15 protein-coding genes and 1 tRNA gene are annotated in these 17,293 nt (G+C 69.6%); 13 read left to right on the top strand and 3 right to left on the bottom strand.

Annotation, left to right across the window (positions count from 1 at the left end; genetic code table 11):
* Positions 1 to 47: 47 nt before the first annotated feature.
* Positions 48 to 575, bottom strand: coding sequence for a c-type cytochrome (locus tag EOD73_RS12120; protein ID WP_127683269.1), 528 nt, complete (start codon positions 573 to 575; stop codon positions 48 to 50).
* A gap of 84 nt (positions 576 to 659) precedes the next feature.
* Here EOD73_RS12120 and EOD73_RS12115 point away from each other — a divergent pair.
* The 3 genes from EOD73_RS12115 to EOD73_RS12105 all read left to right on the top strand — a co-directional run bounded on the left by EOD73_RS12115 (position 660) and on the right by EOD73_RS12105 (position 3,391).
* Positions 660 to 734, top strand: a tRNA-Arg gene (locus EOD73_RS12115).
* A gap of 58 nt (positions 735 to 792) precedes the next feature.
* Positions 793 to 2,535: an MFS transporter gene (locus EOD73_RS12110; protein ID WP_127683268.1), complete on the top strand. Its 1,743-nt coding sequence runs from the start codon at positions 793 to 795 to the stop codon at positions 2,533 to 2,535.
* 88 nt (positions 2,536 to 2,623) lie between these two features.
* Positions 2,624 to 3,391 carry a ParA family protein gene (locus EOD73_RS12105; RefSeq protein WP_127683267.1) on the top strand — a complete coding sequence of 256 codons (768 nt, stop codon included), beginning with the start codon at positions 2,624 to 2,626 and terminating at the stop codon, positions 3,389 to 3,391.
* Here the strand turns inward: EOD73_RS12105 and EOD73_RS12100 are convergent.
* Positions 3,370 to 4,746 (bottom strand): sensor histidine kinase, encoded by a 1,377-nt coding sequence (locus tag EOD73_RS12100; RefSeq protein WP_127683266.1) that lies wholly within the window; start codon positions 4,744 to 4,746, stop codon positions 3,370 to 3,372. The genes EOD73_RS12105 and EOD73_RS12100 overlap by 22 nt on opposite strands.
* Positions 4,747 to 4,756: 10 nt before the next feature.
* On the bottom strand, positions 4,757 to 5,269 hold the full coding sequence (locus EOD73_RS12095; protein ID WP_164846060.1) for a response regulator: 513 nt from the start codon (positions 5,267 to 5,269) through the stop codon (positions 4,757 to 4,759).
* 100 nt (positions 5,270 to 5,369) lie between these two features.
* Between EOD73_RS12095 and EOD73_RS12090 the strand changes: the two genes are divergently transcribed.
* From EOD73_RS12090 to EOD73_RS12045, 10 genes are all read left to right on the top strand, one after another.
* Positions 5,370 to 6,854, top strand: coding sequence for a sigma-54 interaction domain-containing protein (locus tag EOD73_RS12090; RefSeq protein ID WP_127683264.1), 1,485 nt, complete (start codon positions 5,370 to 5,372; stop codon positions 6,852 to 6,854).
* Positions 6,855 to 7,104: 250 nt separating this feature from the next.
* The gene (locus EOD73_RS12085; protein ID WP_127683491.1) at positions 7,105 to 8,235 is read left to right on the top strand and encodes a substrate-binding domain-containing protein; all 1,131 of its coding nucleotides are present in this window, start codon (positions 7,105 to 7,107) and stop codon (positions 8,233 to 8,235) included.
* A 4-nt stretch (positions 8,236 to 8,239) separates the two neighbouring features.
* Positions 8,240 to 8,995, top strand: a complete 756-nt coding sequence (locus EOD73_RS12080) for an ABC transporter ATP-binding protein (RefSeq protein ID WP_127683263.1) — start codon at positions 8,240 to 8,242, stop codon at positions 8,993 to 8,995.
* Positions 8,996 to 9,078: 83 nt separating this feature from the next.
* Entirely contained in the window at positions 9,079 to 9,813 is a 735-nt protein-coding gene (locus tag EOD73_RS12075; protein WP_240660708.1) for an ABC transporter ATP-binding protein, read from the top strand.
* 85 nt (positions 9,814 to 9,898) lie between these two features.
* Entirely contained in the window at positions 9,899 to 10,921 is a 1,023-nt protein-coding gene (locus EOD73_RS12070) for a branched-chain amino acid ABC transporter permease (protein WP_127683261.1), read from the top strand.
* The gene (locus EOD73_RS12065) at positions 10,921 to 11,988 is read left to right on the top strand and encodes a branched-chain amino acid ABC transporter permease (RefSeq protein WP_127683260.1); all 1,068 of its coding nucleotides are present in this window, start codon (positions 10,921 to 10,923) and stop codon (positions 11,986 to 11,988) included. Before EOD73_RS12070 ends, EOD73_RS12065 begins: the two co-directional genes overlap by 1 nt.
* Before the next feature lie 3 nt (positions 11,989 to 11,991).
* Positions 11,992 to 12,825 (top strand): alpha/beta fold hydrolase, encoded by an 834-nt coding sequence (locus EOD73_RS12060; protein WP_127683259.1) that lies wholly within the window; start codon positions 11,992 to 11,994, stop codon positions 12,823 to 12,825.
* A gap of 56 nt (positions 12,826 to 12,881) precedes the next feature.
* A complete protein-coding gene (locus EOD73_RS12055; RefSeq protein ID WP_127683258.1) occupies positions 12,882 to 13,667 on the top strand; it encodes a 3-hydroxybutyrate dehydrogenase in 786 nt (261 codons plus the stop codon).
* A 250-nt stretch (positions 13,668 to 13,917) separates the two neighbouring features.
* A complete protein-coding gene (locus EOD73_RS12050) occupies positions 13,918 to 16,089 on the top strand; it encodes a TonB-dependent receptor (RefSeq protein ID WP_127683257.1) in 2,172 nt (723 codons plus the stop codon).
* Between the two features lie 17 nt (positions 16,090 to 16,106).
* Positions 16,107 to 16,955 (top strand): alpha/beta fold hydrolase, encoded by an 849-nt coding sequence (locus EOD73_RS12045; protein WP_164846059.1) that lies wholly within the window; start codon positions 16,107 to 16,109, stop codon positions 16,953 to 16,955.
* Positions 16,956 to 17,293: the final 338 nt, after the last annotated feature.

Raw genomic sequence — 17,293 nt, 5'->3', positions numbered from 1 at the left:
GACAAAGCCGCCCGGTGGGCGGCTTTGGGAGGCTGGGCCTGGCTGGTTTACTGCGCGGCCGAGGCCGGGGCGGCCGGCAGCTTGGGTTCGTCGAACTTGGCACCGCCTTGGTTGGCCATGTAGACCACGGCGCGGCCGATTTCGACGTCGGAGAAGTCGCCACCGCCTTGGGCACCCATCGCGCCCTTGCCCTTCAGGGCCGAGGTCAGCAGGGCGTCGTAGCCGGTCTTGACGCGCGGGCCCCAGGCGCCGGCGTCGCCGAGTTTGGGGGCGCCGGCGGCGCCGCTGTTGTGGCAAGCCGCGCACTGGGCTTGGTAGACCTGCTCGCCCGTCTTCAGGGCGCTCACGTCGCTGGCGTCCTTCACTTCCACCGTGGCCAGCGGCTTGATGCGCTGGGCCACGCGTTCGGCCTCCAGGCCGTCCGTGCCCGCGGCGGGCTTGAAGTGGCTGGTCACGGCGTAAGCCAGCAAGATGATGGTCAGGATGGGGACCACGAAGGCAAACAGCACGGCCCAGGCCAGTTGCTTGGGGGTCTTGATCGGGCCTTCGTGGGCTTCTTGGTGATCGTGGCTCATGCGGTCCTCAACACGGGGTTGGCGCAGGGAAAAGAGGTCGCGCAGTATAGCCAGCGGGGTCCGACTACAATGGCGGGCTTCGCTGCGACCGTGGTGAAGTGGATATCATGCGGCCCTCCGAAGGCCACGTCGCAAGTTCGATTCTTGCCGGTCGCGCCAAAAGACAAAGCCAACGCCCGCTGCTGCCCAGCGGGCGTTGTCGCATTTGGGGTTCTCCATGCTGCCCAACCTGCTGGCCACGCGCCGCGGCCGACTCGGTGCCTTTTTTGCGCTGTACGTGACGGAGGGCATCCCGCTGGGCTTCGCCGTCACCGCCATCGCCACCTACCTGCGGCGCATGGACGTGAGCCCGACCGAGATCGGGGCCTTTGTGGCCTCGTTCTACCTGCCCTGGAGCTTCAAGTGGGCCTTCGGCCCTGTGGTGGACGTGTTCCGCTCGGCGCGCTTTGGCCACTACCGGGCCTGGATCATCGCCATGCAACTCCTGATGGCGGCCAGCCTGAGCGGCCTGGTGCTGCTAGACCTGCCGCAGCAGCTGGCGCTGTTCACGGCCTTGCTCTTCGTGCACAACACCTTCGGCGCGGTGCAGGACGTGGCGATCGATGCGCTGGCTTGCAACACCCTGGCAGAGAACGAGCGCGGCTTGGCCAACGGCCTGATGTTCGCGGGCGCCTCGTTGGGCCAGGCCATCGGCGGCTCGGGCGTGTTGATGCTCACCCCGTACACCGGCTTTCAGCCGACCTTCTTCTTCGTCGGATTGGCGATCCTTTCGGTCACCGGCCTGGTGGTGCTGCCCATGAAAGAGGCCGTCGCCGAGGCGGCCGCTTCGGCCGCGGCGGGCGCCGCGCGTGTGCGCCGCGGCGCCGGCGAGGTGATGGCCGAGATGCGCCAGTTCTCGGTCCAAGCCTTCCGTGCCTTCCTCGGCAGCCGCGGGGCCTTTGCCGGCGTGCTGTTCTGCCTGCTGCCGGCCGGCGCGATGAGCCTGGGCCTGGCCCTGCAGTCCAACCTCTCGGTGGAGTTGGGATTCGACGACGCGCAGGTCGCGGCCATCACCCTGTGGTCGACGATCGCCTCGGGCCTGGCGATGGTGCTGGGCGGTTGGCTGTCCGACCGCTTGGGCCGGCGGCGCACGCTGGCCGTGTACACGGCCCTGATGAGCCTGCCTTGCCTGTACCTGGCCTGGATGCTGTCGGCCCAGGGCCACGTCATGCCCAAGCCGGCCGGCGCGCGCACCCTGGAGCCGGTGCTGGTGCAGGCGATGTGGATCGCCACCATGGCCTACAACGTGTTCATGGGCTTGCAGTACGGCACGCGCACCGCGGCCATGATGGACGTCACCAATCCCAGGGTGGCCGGCACGCAGTTCACGGCCTACATGGCGCTGTCGAACGTGGCGATCGCCACCTCGGCCAGCTGGCAGGGCATCGCGATCGACGCCTGGGGCTACCCGGTCACGCTCTTGATCGACGCGGCCGTGGGCCTGCTGGGCCTGGCGCTGCTGCCCCTGCTCAAGCCGACACCGGCCGGCGCGGTGCAGCACGCGGACGCCCCAGCGCAGCGCGCCCGCAGCCTGGCCCTGGGCTTGGCCTTGGCCTGCCTGGCCTGGATGGCGTTCCAGGCGCAGCCGGCCTGGGGCGGCAAGGCCCGTCCCATCCTCGAGACCCTCTTCACCCTGGGCTTTGTCGCGGCCTTGTTGGTCTTGCTGGCGGGCCGGGTGCTGATGCAGGGTGCGCCGGCACTGCGCTGGGCGCCCTGGGTGGCGCTGGGCCTGCTGGTGCTGGCGCTGCGCAACCCCCTGGCCAAGCTCCTCGGGCCGCTGCCTTGGCCGGCCTTGGCCCCACAGCTCGGTCAGGCCATGCTGATCGTGCTGGCCGTGGCCGCGGCGGTGCAGTTGCAGCGCCTGTCGCGCCTGGCGTGGGGCGGCATGGAGGAGCCGGCCCAGGCCCAGGCCCAGGCCTAGAGCGCCGCCTCCAAGCGACACGGCCCAGGCGCGCGGGCCGATTGCTGCAGCGCACAATCCGGCCGCCTTTTCAGCTTCCGGAGTTGCCATGCGGCGCGTCGTTTTCAACCAGAAGGGTGGGGTGGGCAAGTCCACCATCACGACCAACTTGGCGGCCATCGCCGCGGCCCAGGGCCAGCGCGTGCTGCTGATCGACCTGGACCGCCAGGCCAACGCCACGCGCTACCTGCTGGGCGACGAGCCGCCGCCCGAGGGCACCGGCAGCGCGGCCTTCTTCGACAACTCGTTGAAGTTCAGCGTGCGCCCGGCCAAGGCCACCGACTTCATCACCGAAACGCCGTTCGAGAACCTGCACCTGATGCCCGCCAGCGCCGAGCTGGACGAGTTGCACAGCAAGCTGGAAACGCGCCACAAGATCTACAAGCTGCGCGATGCGCTGAACGACGTGGCCGAGGGCTACGACCAGGTGTGGATCGACACGCCGCCCGCGCTGAACTTCTACACGCGCTCGGCGCTGATCGCGGCGGACAGCTGCCTGATCCCCTTCGACTGCGACGAGTTCGCGCGCCGTGCGTTGTACGAGCTGATGCAGAACGTGCAAGAGATCCAGGCCGACCACAACGACGCCCTGCACGTCGAAGGCATCGTGGTCAACCAGTTCCAGCCGCGGGCCAGCCTGCCGCAGCGCACGGTGCAGGCCTTGATCGACGAGGGCCTGCCCGTGCTGCAGCCTTACCTGGGCAGCAGCGTGAAGGTCAAAGAAAGCCACGAGCGCGCACTGCCGCTGATCCACCTGGAGCCCAACCATGGGCTGACGCAGGCCTACCTGGCGCTCTACGAGGCGTTGTCGGGCTGAACCTGTGGCGCCACGCGCGGCAGCACCGCGCGGAAGCAACTGCCTTGGCCCGGCATGCTATCGAGCGTCAGTCGCCCACCCAAGCGTTGTGTCACCAGGTTGTAGGCGATGGACAAGCCCAGGCCGCTGCCGCCTTGGCCGCGCTTGGTGGTGAAGAAGGGCTCGAACACCCGGCGCTGCAAGGCCGGATCGATGCCCACGCCGTTGTCCCGCACGCTCAGCTCCACCCAGTCTTTGTCCAGTACCCGCGCCGCCACCGCCAGTTCGGCGTTGGGGCGCGGCGGCGCAAAGGCGTGCCGTGCGGCGTTCGTCAGCAAGTTGGTGAGCACCTGGATCAAGCTGCCGGGGTGACTTTCTATCGAAAGCCCTTCGGGCACGTGCACCTGCACGTGCTCGCACACTTGGCGCGTGATGGGTTGCAAGCTGGTGAGCGTTCGCTTCACGAGCGGACCCAAGGCCACGATCTCCCGCAGGTCGGTGCTTTGGTCCACGGCGGTTTGCTTGAAGCTGTCCACCAAGTGGGCGGCGCGCCCGATGTTGGCCTCCAGCAGGTCAATCGCTTGGTCTTGCTGGGCCAGCCAGCGGGTCACATCGGAGCGGGACAGGCGTCCGCTGGCCACTGCCTCGCTCATGGCGCGGTGGTTGTCGCGCAGCAGGCTCGTGGCGGTCACGGCCACGCCGAGGGGGGTGTTGATCTCGTGCGCCACGCCGGCCACCAAACCACCCAGCGCTGCCATTTTTTCGGTTTCGACGAACTGCGACTGCATGTCGCGCAACTCGGCCGTGCGGGCCTCGACCCGGCGTTCGAGTTCCTGGTTGAGCACCGCCAGGGCCTCTTGGGCTTCCCGCTGCTGCCGGGCGTTGATGGCGCGCCCCACGAGGTCGCCCAAACCCGTGGCGAAAGTGATCTCTTCCGGGGTCCACGTGCGGGCTGGGCCGGTGTGTTCGCAGCACACGATCCCGATCATTTGCCCGTGGTGCCGGATGGGAACGTCCAGCATGGCACCAATGCCCAGGGGTGCCAGGTAGCCGGCGCTGAACTCGCGCGTGCTGGGGTCGCTGTGGGCGTCGTGGGCCGCGATGGCCCGCTCGCGCGACAGGGCGTCGAAGTAGGCCGGGTAGTCGCGCTGCGTCAGCACCAAGTCTTCCGATTCGGTGCCGTGCGCCAGGTCGATCAGCAGGCGGCACCGGATCTCTTGGCGCGAAGGGTCGAGAAACCACACACCGGCGCGCTGGATGGCCAAGCCCTCGCAGGCGCTGGCCAGCACCAGCCGGATGGCATCGGCTTCGGCACCGCCGTCGATGAGCGGGCTCATCGACACGCGACGCATGATGTCCTGCAGCGCGGCGCGCATCAGGCGATGCTCAAGCGTGACAGGGCGGGTGCGGCGTGTTCGGCGGCCGCAGCGCGGCGCAGATGGACTGGCGCAGCGTGGTGGCGTTTTGTTCGGTCTTGAGCCAGAAGTCGTCCACGCCCCAGCGGGAGAGCACGGTTTGCTTGTTCATCAGGCCCGGCTGGCCGGTGCGCACGATGATGCGCAGCGCGTCCAGGTGCAGGTCGTGCCGGATGTGGTCGACCAGGTCGAGCCCGGCGTTCTCGGTCTCCATGACCACGTCGACCAAGGCCAAGGCGTAGTCGGGGTCCTGGGCCAGGATGCTGCGGGCCTCGGCCGCGCTTTGGGCCAGGGTCAGGGACAGGGGGCGCCCGCCGCACTGGTGCTGGCCCAGCACCATCTGCGTCACCTCCAGGACCGAGGGCTCGTCGTCCACCACCAGCAGGCGCCACGGGGCCGGGCCGCTCGGTTCGGCGCACGGGGCGTCCTCGTCGAGCAAGAGCAACTCGTCGGCCTCGGTGGGCAGGGGGGGGGCTGAAGCCATCGTGCGAATCCAGGTGGCGATGCCCCGGTTGTACCGCGATTGCGGCCTGGGCTCAGTCCCGATGGCGTCGGGAGTTTCCTGCGGTTCCAATCGCCCCCTTATGCCGTTCGCCCCCGTCTTGCGCCCCGCCCCCGCCCCCAGCCTGCCCGCCGACCTGGACGACGTGCTGCGCCTGGCGGCCCAGTCGATGTTCGACCACCTGGCCGAAGCCTCGCAGGGCATGATGCTGCTGGACCGCGAGCACCGCATCGTCTGGATCAGCGACGGCTACAAGCGCTTCCTGCCCGCGCTGGGTTTCGACCAAGAAACCGAGTTCGTCGGCCACCGCGTCGAAGAGGTGGTGCCCAACACCCTGCTGGCGCAGGTCATCGACAGCGGCCGCCCCATCCTCGTCGACCTGCTGACCAACAAGGCCGGCACATTCGTGGTGAGCCGCCTGCCGCTGCGCGACCCGCACGGCGAGGTCATCGGCGCCATCGGCCTGGTGCTGGCCGACCACACCGAAAGCAGCCTGCAGCCCCTGGTGCAGAAGTTTGCCCACCTGCAGCAACAACTGGACGACGCGCGCCGGCAACTGAGCGAGCAGCGCCGGCCCAAGTACCAAATCACCAGCTTCGTCGGCACCAGCGCGGCGGCCATGGAGGTCAAGCGCCAGGCCCGCCGCGTGGCCACGCGCGACGCCACCGTGCTGCTGCTGGGCGAAACCGGCACCGGCAAAGAGCTGCTGGCCCACGCCATCCACGCCGCCAGCCCGCGCGCCGCCAAGCCCTTGGTCGGCATCAACATCGCCGCCATCCCCGACACCCTGCTGGAGGCCGAGCTCTTCGGCGTGGCCCCGGGCGCCTTCACCGGCGCCGACCGCAAAGGGCGCGACGGCAAGTTCGCCATCGCCGACGGTGGCACCTTGTTCCTGGACGAAATCGGCGACATGCCGCTGGCCTTGCAAAGCAAGCTGCTGCGCGTGCTGCAAGAGCAAGAGTTCGAGCCCCTGGGCAGCAACAAGGTGCACCGCATCGACGTGCGCGTCATCGCCGCCACCAGCCGCGACCTCAGCGCCATGGTGGCCGCGGGCGAGTTCCGCGCCGACCTGTACTACCGCCTGGCGGTGCTGCCCATCCGCGTGCCGCCGCTGCGCGAGCGGCGCGACGACATCGAGGCCTTGGTCGAGAGCTTGAGCGAGGACATCGCCCGCCGCTCGGGCATGCCGCTGCGCATGCTGGAGCCCGACGCCATCGAGCTGCTGTCGCGGCAGGCCTGGCCGGGGAACATTCGCGAGCTGCGCAACGCGCTGGAGCAGGCCAGCATGATGAGCGACGACCTGCACCTGGGCGCGCGCCACTTCGCCGGGCTGCTGCCCGACGCACCCGCGATGGCGGCCGCCCCCGCGAAGCCCAGCAGCGCCCCCGACGCCGCCGTGGCCCCGGCCGACGTGCTGCGCCCGCTGTCGGAGCAGATCGCCGACGTCGAGCGCCGCGCCATCGCCGCTGCCTTGGCGCACACGCAGGGCAACAAGGTGGCCACGGCCAAGCTGCTGCGCATGTCGCGCGCGGCCCTGTACGAAAAGATCGCGCTGTACGGCTTGTGAGCAGGCGATCTGCCTGAAATTTGGACGGCAATTTGGCGCTGTCTGAACTTCGGGCATGTGCCGGTGGCGCTTCCCCCTTCTGGCCCCGCAAAACCAAGGGGGAACCCGCAGAAGCGCCGCCGTGGCATGGGCCTTGCAACGCGGCTTTCACTGCTCACGGAGACACCCGATGCAATTCCTCCTGCTCCCCCGTCGCGGGCTGGGCCGCGCGCTCTTGGCCGCCGCCCTGTCCCCCCTCGCCTTGCACGCCATGCCGGCCGCAGCGCAAGAAGTCCGCATCGCCCACGTCTACAGCAAGAGCGGCCCGCTCGAGGCCTACGGCAAGCAAACGCACACCGGCCTGATGCTGGGCCTGCAGTACGCCACCAACGGCACGATGGCGGTCAACGGCCGCAAGCTGGTGGTCATCGAGAAGGACGACCAGGGCAAGCCCGACGTGGGCAAGAGCCGCCTGGCCGCGGCCTTCGACGACGACCGCGCCGACCTCGCCGTGGGCCCCACCAGCTCCAGCGTGGCCTTGGCCCTGCTGCCCGTGGCCGAGGAGTACGGCAAGGTGCTGATCGTGGAGCCGGCCGTGGCCGACTCCATCACCGGCGACAAGTGGAACCCCTTCGTCTTCCGCACCGGGCGCAACAGCTCGCAAGACGCCATCGCCAACGCCGTGGCGCTGGACAAGCCGGGCACCACCATCGCCACCCTGGCGCAGGACTACGCCTTTGGCCGCGACGGCATCAAGGCCTTCCGCGAGGCGCTCAAGACCGCCAAGCTGGTGCACGAGGAGTACCTGCCCACCACCACCACCGACTTCACCGCCGGGGCGCAGCGCCTGATCGACAAGCTCAAGGGCCAGCCGGGCCGCAAGGTGATCTTCATCCTCTGGGCCGGCGCGGGCAACCCGTTCAAGATCGCCGACCTGGACTTGAAGCGCCACGGCATCGAGATCGCCACCGGCGGCAACATCCTGCCGGCCATGACGGCCTACCGCCAGTTCCCGGGCATGGAGGGCGCGGCGTACTACTACTTCGGCCTGCCCAAGAACCCGGCCAACGAGTGGCTGGTGGCCAACCACTACAAGCAGTTCAAGACCCCGCCCGACATGTTCACGGCCGGCGGCATGACGGCGGGCATTGCCATCGTCGAGGCCCTGAAGAAGACCGGCGGCGACCCCAAGGCCGCCAAGCTGCAAGGCGCGCTCAAGGGCCTGAAGTTCCTATCGCCCAAGGGCGAAATGACCATCCGCCCGCAGGACCACCAGGCCATGCAGTCGATGTACCACTTCCGCATCAAGGTGGACCCGGCCTTCGAGTGGGGCGTGCCGGAGTTGGTGCGCGAGATCAAGCCGTCGGAGATGAACGTCCCGATTCGCAACGGCCAGAAGTGACCCCGTGCTCGAAACCCAAGACCTCACGATCCGCTTCGGCGGGCACGTGGCGGTGGACCGCGTGTCCTGCCGCTTCGCGCCCGGCACGCTGACGGCCATCGTCGGCCCCAACGGCGCCGGCAAGACGACCTACTTCAACCTCGTCAGCGGGCAGTTGCCCGCCACCTCGGGCAAGGTGCTGCTGAACGGCGAAGACCTCACCGCCTTGAGCGCGCCCCTGCGCACGCGCAAGGGCCTGGGGCGGGCGTTCCAGCTGACGCAACTCTTCCCCAATCTCACGGTGCTGGAGAACGTGCGCCTGGCCGTGCAGGCGCGGCACGGTGTGGGCTTGCGCATGCTCAGCGTGTGGCGGAACCACCGCGCGCTCATCGACGAAGCGCAGGCCCTGCTGGACCGCGTGCGCCTGGGCTCGCGCGCCGACGCCCTGGCTGCCAGCCTGCCGCACGGCGATCAGCGCAAGCTCGAGGTGGCCGTGCTGATGGCGCTGAAGCCGCAGGTCTACCTGTTCGACGAACCCACGGCCGGCATGAGCGTGGACGAGGTGCCCGTGGTGCTGGACCTGATCCGCGAGCTCAAGCGCGAGGGCCAGCACACGATCTTGCTGGTGGAGCACAAGATGGACGTGGTGCGCGAGTTGGCCGACCGCATCGTGGTGCTGCACCAGGGGCAGTTGGTGGCCGATGGCGAACCCGAGGCGGTGATCGCGTCGCCGGTGGTGCAAAACGCCTACCTCGGAATCGCCAGCGAGGTGGCCGCATGACGACCGTGAGCCCCCCGTCTCCGGCCGTCCCGGCCTCCGCCACCCCCCAAGGGAGCCCGCACCCGCTCGGGAGCGGCCCGTCGCTGGGTGCGCCCCTGCTGCAACTCCAGGGCGTTCACACCCACATTGGGGCGTACCACATCCTCCATGGCGTCGACCTCGCCGTGCCCGAGGGCGAGGTGACCATGCTGCTGGGCCGCAACGGCGCCGGCAAGACGACCACGCTGCGCACCATCATGGGCCTGTGGGGCGCCAGCCAAGGCACGCTCCGCTTCGCCGGCGCGCCGCTGCCGCGCGCCACGCCCGAGGTGGCGCAGGCCGACATCGCCTACGTGCCCGAGACCATGGGCATCTTCAGCGACCTGACGGTGGCCGAGAACCTGCTGCTCGCCGCCCGCGGCGCGCAGCGCCTCGCCGACTTGGACAGCGAACGGCTGGAGTGGCTCTTTGGCCTTTTCCCCGCGCTGAAGAAGTTCTGGCTCTACCCCGCCGGCAAGCTCAGCGGCGGGCAAAAGCAGATGGTGGCCATCGCCCGCGCGATGGTCGAGCCGCGGCGCCTGCTGCTGATCGACGAGCCCAGCAAGGGCCTGGCCCCGGCCATCGTGCAGAACCTGATCGAGGCGCTGCGCGCGCTCAAAGCCCAGCGCACCACGGTGCTGCTGGTGGAGCAGAACTTCGCCGTGGCCAAGGCCCTGGGCGACCGCGTGGCCGTGATGGACAACGGCCGCGTGGTGCACGCCGGTGCGATGCAGGACCTGATCGACGACGAGGCCAGGCAGCAAGAGTTGCTCGGCCTGAGCCTGGGAGCGCACCAGTGAGCCCCCCGTCTACGGCCCTTCGGGCCTTCGCCACCCCCCGAGGGGGCCGCCTCCGCTCGGGAGCGGCCCTTCGCTGGAGGCACTCATGAGCATCACTGCAGCGGAATCGGTGCCCAAAGAGCGCCCCGACCTCGCCCCCCTGGCCCTGCTGGGCGCCGTGGCCCTGCTGGCTTGGCCGCTGATCGGCAGCGGCAGCACCTGGGCCACGCTCACCCTGGCCGGGTTGGCCATGGGCCTGATCGTGTTCATCATCGCCTCGGGTCTGACGCTCGTGTTCGGCCTGATGGACGTGCTGAACTTCGGCCACGGCCTGTTCATCGCGCTGGGTGCCTTCGTGGCCACCAGCGTGCTGGGCGCGGACGGGTGGTTGTTCGACTGGTCGATCTCGCCCAGCGTGCTGGCCAACCTGGGCGCCGTGGCCATCGCCTGCACGGTGGGCATGGCGGTGGCGGCCGGCGTGGGCCTGGCCTTCGAGCGCGTGCTGGTGCGGCCGGTGTACGGCCTGCACCTGAAGCAGATCCTCATCACCATGGGCGGGTTGATCGTGGGCGAGGAACTGCTGAAGATGCAGTACGGCTCGCAGCTCGTGCCCCTGCCCATGCCGGAAAGCCTGCGGGGTTCCTTCGTGCTGGGCGACGTGGCGGTGGAGCGCTTTCGCGTGCTGGCCATGCTCGTGGGCGTGGCCGTGCTGCTGGGCCTGCTGTGGGTGCTGAACCGCACGAAGGTGGGCCTCTTGATCCGCGCCGGCGTGCAAGACCGCGAGATGGTCGAGAGCCTGGGCTACCGCATCCGCCGCCTGTTCGTCGGCACCTTCGTCGTCGGCTCGGCCCTGGCCGGCCTGGGCGGCGTGCTGTGGGGCCTGTACCAGCAGGGGGTGACGCCGCGCATCGGGCACGAGGTCAACGTGCTGCTGTTCATCGTCATCATCATCGGGGGCCTGGGCTCCACGGCGGGCTGCCTGGTGGGCGCGCTCTTGGTGGGCCTGGTGGCCAACTACACGGGCTTCTTGGCCCCCAAAGCGGCGCTGTTTTCGAACATCGCGCTGATGGTGCTGGTGCTGCTGTGGCGGCCCGAAGGGCTGTACCCCGTCGCGCGGAGGGCTGGGTGATGATCCGCGCGCTGCTGTCTCACGACCTGCCGCGCAGCCGCTGGCTGACGCTGCTGCTCGTCGTCACCGTGCTGGGCCTGGCCCTGGCGCCTTTCCTGTTCCCCGGCACGAAGTCGCTGAACGTGGCGGCCAAGGCCCTGGTGTTCATCGCGCTGGTGGTCAGCTACGACCTGCTGCTGGGCTACACCGGCATCGTGTCGTTCGCGCACACGATGTTCTTCGGCATCGGGGCCTACGGCATCGCCATCGCCAGCAGCCGCATGGAGCCGAGCTGGACGGCGTTGGGCCTGGGCCTGGCCGCCGCGCTGCTGGCCTCGCTGCTGCTGTCGCTGGTGATCGGCCTGGCCTCGCTGCGGGTCAAGGCCATCTTCTTCGCCATGATCACGCTGGCCGTGGCCTCGGCCTCCTTGACCTTGGCCTCGCAGCTGAGCGAGTTCACGGGCGGCGAGGACGGCCTGAACTTCCGCCTGCCCGCGCTCTTGCGCCCGGCCACGCAGTTCCTGGACGAGCCCGTGTTCGGCGTGACGGTCGACGGCCGGCTGCTGACCTATTACCTGGTGTTCTTCACCGTGGCGGCGTTGGTGCTCTTGATGCTGCGCATCGTCAACTCGCCCTTCGGCCGCGTGCTGATGGCCATCCGCGAAAACGCCTTCCGCGCCGAGGCCATCGGCTACCGCACCGTCGTGTACCGCACGGCCTCCAACGTGCTGGCGGCCCTCTTCGCCACCGTGGCCGGTGCGCTGTTGGCGCTGTGGCTGCGCTACGCCGGGCCCGAGACCTCGATGTCCTTCGAGATCATGCTGGACGTGCTGCTCATCGTCGTCATCGGCGGCATGGGCACGGTGTACGGCGCCGTCATCGGCTCGGTGCTCTTCGTGCTGGCGCAGAACTACCTGCAAGACCTCATGCGCCTGGCCGAAGGCCCCCTGGGCGACGTGCCGGTGCTGGGCGCGCTGGTGTCGCCCGACCGTTGGCTGCTGTGGCTGGGGGTGCTGTTCGTCTTGTCGGTGTATCACTTCCCCACCGGCATCGTGGGTCGCCTCCGTTCAGCATCCCTGAAGCGCTGAGCCATGCAAAGCCGCTACCTCCGCTGCGCCGGCCGCGAGCTGCACCTGACCGACTGGGGCGCGCCGGACGGTGAGGTCGTCGTCGCTTGGCACGGCCTGGCGCGCACGGGGCGCGACATGGACCCGCTGGCGCAGCACCTGAGCGCGCGCTTTCGCGTGATCTGCCCCGACACCCTCGGCCGCGGCCTGTCGCAATGGAGCCCGCGGCCCGAGGCCGAGTACTGCCTGGACTTCTACGCCGAGCTGGCGGAAAGCCTGCTGGACCAACTCGGCGTCGAGCGCTGCCATTGGGTGGGCACCTCGATGGGCGGCGCCATCGGGCTCGTCGCGGCCGATGGGCGCCTGCGACACCGCATCCAGCGCCTGGTGCTGAACGACATCGGCCCCGAGCTGGAGCCCGCGGCGCTGCGCCGCATCCGCGACTACGCCGGCGCGCCGCCGGCCTTCGCCACGCTGACCGAGCTCGAGGCCTACTTCCGGCAGGTCTACGCGCCCTACGGTTGGTTGAGCGACGCGCAGTGGCGCTCGCTGACCGAAACCTCGGTGCGCCGCCTGCCCGACGGCCGCGTGACGCCGCACTACGACCCGGCCATGGTGATGCAGTTCGTGCACCACCCCGACGACTACGCGCGCTGGCCCGCTTGGGACCGCCTGAGCCTGCCCGTGCTCGTGCTGCGCGGCGCCGACTCCGACCTGCTCACGCCCGCCGTGTTCGACGCCATGCGCAACCGCGGCCCCCGCGCCGTGGGCGTGACGATCGAAGGCTGCGGCCACGCCCCGGCGCTGAACACGCCCGAGCAATTCGGCATCGTCGAGCGCTTCTTGCTCGCGGCCTGACCCGCGCGCCGCTTCGGCGGTGCGCCCCCCTTCTTTGCCCACCTTCGGAACCCACCATGTCCCTGCACGGCCGCACCGCCCTCGTCACCGGATCCACCCAAGGCATCGGCCTGGCCATCGCCGAATCGCTGGCGCGCGCCGGCGCCCAAGTGGTGTTGCATGGCATCGAGCCCGCCGCGCAAGGCGCCGAGGTGGCGGCCCAGCTTCAAGCCGCCACCGGCGCCCGCTGCACCTACGTGAGCGCCAACCTGATGGACGAAGCCCAGGCCGCGGGCTTGGTGGCGCAGGCCGAAGCGCTGCTCGCGCCCATCGACATCATGGTCAACAACGCCGGCATTCAGTTCACCTGCCCCGTGGCCGAGTTCCCGGCCGAGCGCTGGAACGCCATCCTGGCGGTGAACCTCAGCGCGTGCTTTCACACCATGAAGGCGGCCATTCCCGGCATGCGCCAGCGCCGCTGGGGCCGGCTCATCAACATCGCTTCAGTGCACGGCCTGGTGGCCTCGCTGAACAAGGGGGCGTATCTCGCGGCCAAGCACGGGCTGGTGGGCCTGAACAAGGGCGTGGCGCTGGAGACGGCCACCGACGGCATCACCGCCAACTGCATCTGCCCGGGCTGGACCGACACGGCGCTGATCCAGCCGCAGATCGAGGCCCGCGCCGCCGCGGTGGGGGGCGACCGCGAGGCCGGCATCCGCGAGCTGCTGCGTGAAAAGCAACCCAACCTGACCCTGCTGCCGCCTTCGGCCCTGGGCGAGGTGGCGGTGTTCTTGTGCAGCCCCGCGGCGGCCGGCATCACCGGGGTGGCCTTGCCGGTGGATGGTGGATGGACAGCGCAGTGAGGCGCGCTGTCTGAATCCCGATCACTGACCGCCCGGCAGACAGCTCGCCACCGCCGCCGGGACCCGCCAGCCCCGTGACAACCCGGTGACGCCCCCGCGGCGGGGCCGCGCCTTGGCCGACCGGTCGAACGAACTTGATGGTTTTCCCTCGAACGCCACAAGCCGGCACGGCGCTTGCGCTATCGGCACTGTCCAACCCGACGGCGCGTCCCCGATTCCGCGCCGAACTCGCATCCCAAGGAGACCCCCGATGACCCGTCCGTTCCCGCTGCGACTGTTGTCGCTCAGCCTCTTGGCCGCCTTTGCCGCGCCGCAGGCCATGGCCCAAGCCGCCGCCGCCCCGGCGGCCGACTCCACGCAGTTGGAGAAGGTCACCATCACGGCCCGCAAGCGCGAGGAAACGATCAAGGACGCGCCCGTGGCCGTCACCGCGCTGACCGCCGAGAGCCTCGACCGGCTGAACGTCAAGAACCTGGGCGACCTGCAGGGCCAGGTGCCCAGCCTCACCGTGTACGCCGCCCGCGGCAGCAACACCACGCTGACCACCTTCATCCGCGGCGTGGGCCAGGCCGACCCGCTGTGGGGCGTGGACCCGGGCGTCGGCATCTACCTGGACGACAGCTACATCGCCCGCCCGCAGGGCGCGCTGCTGGAGGTGTTCGACGTCCAGCGCATCGAGGTGCTGCGCGGCCCGCAGGGCACGCTGTACGGCAAGAACACCATCGGCGGGGCGGTCAAGTACGTCAGCAAGCCCTTGGGCACCAGCCTGTCGGGCCAAGGCTCGCTGACCCTGGGCTCTTACGGCCAGGTGCAGGCCAAGGCTTCGGTGGGCGGCGCCAACGACAGCGGCGAGTGGCGCGGCCGCGTGGCCGTGGCCGCCCTGAGCCGCGACGGCTTTGGCAAGAACCTGACCGACGGCAGCGACGTCAGCAACCAAGACACCGACGCCGGTCGCGTGCAGTTCGGCTGGTTCCCCAAGGACCTGCCCTTCAGCCTGCAGGTCAGCGCCGACGCCACCCGCGACAACTCCAACATGCGCGGCTTCCAGCGCTTGGCCACCAACCGCTTCGTGCCCGGCGACACGTTGATGACCAGCCGCTACGACATCAAGAGCGGCATGGCCAACACCAACTACACCGACGGCGACGGCAGCGCCATCACCGCCAACTTGCAGTTGAGCGGCGACTGGTCGGCCAAGTTCGTGGTCGCCAACCGCCGCAGCGACACCGAGACCTCCATCGACTTCGACGGCCTGCCCAACAAGATCGCCGACGTGCGCGCCGCCTACAACGACAGCGCCAAGACCTACGAGCTGCAACTGCTCAACACCCACGGTGGCGTGCTGGGCTTCTACCGCTTCGACGGCGACGCCGGCGGCCGCGTGCGCAACAACTTCTTCAACGCCTCCTTTGGCGACACCAACGGCCGCGTGTTCACCAAGAGCACGGCGCTGTACGGCGACTGGGACTGGGCCCTGAGCGACAAGCTGAACCTCACCACCGGCCTGCGCTACACCCGCGAGGAAAAGCGCGCCGTGGTGCTCAACCGCGCCTTCAGCAACGACACCTTCACGACGCCCATCGCCACCGTGTCGGACTTCGACAAGACGCGCAACGTCAACAACTGGTCGCCCAAGCTGTCGCTGGACTACGCCTGGTCGCCCAGCACCAACCTGTACACCACGGTGTCGCGTGGCTTCAAGAGCGGTGGCTACAACATCCGCGCCAACGTCACCGCCGTGCCTTCGTCGTCCAAGCCCTTCGAGGACGAAGAACTGACCTCGCTGGAGTTCGGCGTCAAGACCGTGCTGGACGACGGCCGCCTGGAGCTGAACACCGCCGCGTTCATGAACAAGTACAAGAACGTGCAGTTGTCGGTGTTCACCTCCTTCACCCAGGCCAACGGCCAGCCCGGCTTCTTCGGCGACTTCACCAACGCCGGCAAGGCCGACGTGAACGGCCTCGAGCTCGAGTTCATCTGGCGCCCCAGCGCCCAGTGGTTGGTGCGAGGCAATGCGTCTTACATCGACGCCAAGTACAAGGAGTACCTGGACCGTGGCGTCAACGTGGCCAGCAGCAAGTGGTTCAGCAACACGCCCAAGACCTCGGGCGCGCTCGACGTCGAGTACAGCACGCCCTTCTTCCTGGGCGGCGAGCTGCGCCTGCGCGCCGGCGTCAGCCACCGCAGCAAGGTCTATCCCACCACCGACCTGAGCGAGGCCATCGCCCAGCCGGCCTACACCCTGGTGAACGCCGGCGCCATCTGGCAGGTGAACAAGGCCCTGAGCCTGTCGCTGCAAGGCAGCAACCTCACGGACAAGGCCTACCGCACCGATGGCTACAACATCCCGGCCCTCGGGGTGCTGAGCGGCTTCTACGGCCCGCCGCGCCAGGTGTCGATGACGGCGGCCTACCGCTTCTGAGCGCGGAGGTCAGGACGGTGCAGGTCCATCGTTACCACCGCAGCGACGACGGCCTGCGCCTGCACGTGAGCGAGTGGCTCGGCGCCGCCCCGGGGGCGCCGGTGCTGCTGTGCCTGCCGGGGCTGACGCGCAACGGCCGCGACTTTGCCCGGCTGGCGGCACGCGCCAGCGCGCAAGGCTGGCGCGTGCTTTGCCCGGACCTGCGCGGCCGCGGCCTGTCCGAGCGCGACCCCGACCCCAGCCGCTACCGCCCCGACCGCTACGTGGCCGACGTGCTGACCCTGCTCGACCACCTGGCGGTGCCTCAGGTCCACGTCGTCGGCACGTCCCTGGGCGGGATGATGGGCACCATGCTGGCGGCGATGCAGCCCGGCCGCGTGCGCGCCCTGGTGCTCAACGACGTGGGCCCGGTGCTGGAGGCCGAGGGCCTGGCGCGCATCGCCGGCTACGTGGGGCGCCAGCCGCCCGCCACCTCGCTGGACGAGGCCGTGGCCCGCACGGCCGCCACGCAGGCCAGCGTCTTTCCCGACTTCAGCACCGACGACTGGCGGCAGATGGTGGCCGACACCCACGTCGTCGACGAGGGCCGTTGGGTGGCCGACTACGACCCCGCCATCGCCCAGGGCCTGGCCAACGGATCGGCCGTGCCGGACCTCTGGCCCCTGTTCGACGCGGCCCAGGCGGTGCCCATGTTGCTGCTGCGCGGGGCCTTGAGCGATTTGCTCAGCACGGCCACCGTGGCCGCGATGCGCGAGCGACTGCCGCGCCTGCAGGCGGTGGAGGTGCCGATGCGGGGGCATGCGCCGACCTTGGACGAGGCGGTGGCGAGGCAGGCGGTGGAAGGGTTCTTGGCGTCGGTGCGCTGAGGGTGGGGTGCTTTCGGGAGAGCCCGCAGGGCGCTCCGCCCCTGCACCCCGGGTTCCTTTTGTCTTGTCAAAAGGAACCAAAACCGCGGCGCCCCGGCAGCCTTCGCCCCCGCCGTTGGCGGGGGTTCCCTGCGCTGCTCGCCAAGCCCGGCCCGCCCGAAACTCCCTTCGTGCGCTGCGCTCACTGCGGTCAGACAGTCGGGCGGAGTCAGTGCTTGAAGCGCGCTGCGCGCGCGCCGGACTCGGCTGCGCTGCTCGGCTCGTCAAACGGGGCGAACAGCCGAGCAGCCAGCAGCCGGGAAACGGCGCCACGGGTTGAAGTCCGGGCTGTTCGGTAT

This window comes from Inhella crocodyli (genome assembly GCF_004004565.1).
In the GTDB taxonomy this organism is placed as follows: Bacteria; Pseudomonadota; Gammaproteobacteria; order Burkholderiales; family Burkholderiaceae_C; genus Inhella; species Inhella crocodyli.
Note: the sequence above shows the minus strand (reverse complement) of the source record. Positions and strands in the feature narration are given on the sequence as shown.

What these genes read in the sequence shown, in the direction of transcription:
- EOD73_RS12120 (WP_127683269.1), bottom strand. Translation starts at nt 575, where the DNA reads ATGAGCCACGATCACCAAGAAGCCCACGAAGGCCCGATCAAGACCCCC.
- EOD73_RS12110 (WP_127683268.1), top strand. Translation starts at nt 793, where the DNA reads ATGCTGCCCAACCTGCTGGCCACGCGCCGCGGCCGACTCGGTGCCTTT.
- EOD73_RS12105 (WP_127683267.1), top strand. Translation starts at nt 2,624, where the DNA reads ATGCGGCGCGTCGTTTTCAACCAGAAGGGTGGGGTGGGCAAGTCCACC.
- EOD73_RS12100 (WP_127683266.1), bottom strand. Translation starts at nt 4,746, where the DNA reads ATGCGCGCCGCGCTGCAGGACATCATGCGTCGCGTGTCGATGAGCCCG.
- EOD73_RS12095 (WP_164846060.1), bottom strand. Translation starts at nt 5,269, where the DNA reads ATGGCTTCAGCCCCCCCCCTGCCCACCGAGGCCGACGAGTTGCTCTTG.
- EOD73_RS12090 (WP_127683264.1), top strand. Translation starts at nt 5,370, where the DNA reads ATGCCGTTCGCCCCCGTCTTGCGCCCCGCCCCCGCCCCCAGCCTGCCC.
- EOD73_RS12085 (WP_127683491.1), top strand. Translation starts at nt 7,105, where the DNA reads ATGCCGGCCGCAGCGCAAGAAGTCCGCATCGCCCACGTCTACAGCAAG.
- EOD73_RS12070 (WP_127683261.1), top strand. Translation starts at nt 9,899, where the DNA reads ATGAGCATCACTGCAGCGGAATCGGTGCCCAAAGAGCGCCCCGACCTC.
- EOD73_RS12065 (WP_127683260.1), top strand. Translation starts at nt 10,921, where the DNA reads ATGATCCGCGCGCTGCTGTCTCACGACCTGCCGCGCAGCCGCTGGCTG.
- EOD73_RS12060 (WP_127683259.1), top strand. Translation starts at nt 11,992, where the DNA reads ATGCAAAGCCGCTACCTCCGCTGCGCCGGCCGCGAGCTGCACCTGACC.
- EOD73_RS12055 (WP_127683258.1), top strand. Translation starts at nt 12,882, where the DNA reads ATGTCCCTGCACGGCCGCACCGCCCTCGTCACCGGATCCACCCAAGGC.
- EOD73_RS12050 (WP_127683257.1), top strand. Translation starts at nt 13,918, where the DNA reads ATGACCCGTCCGTTCCCGCTGCGACTGTTGTCGCTCAGCCTCTTGGCC.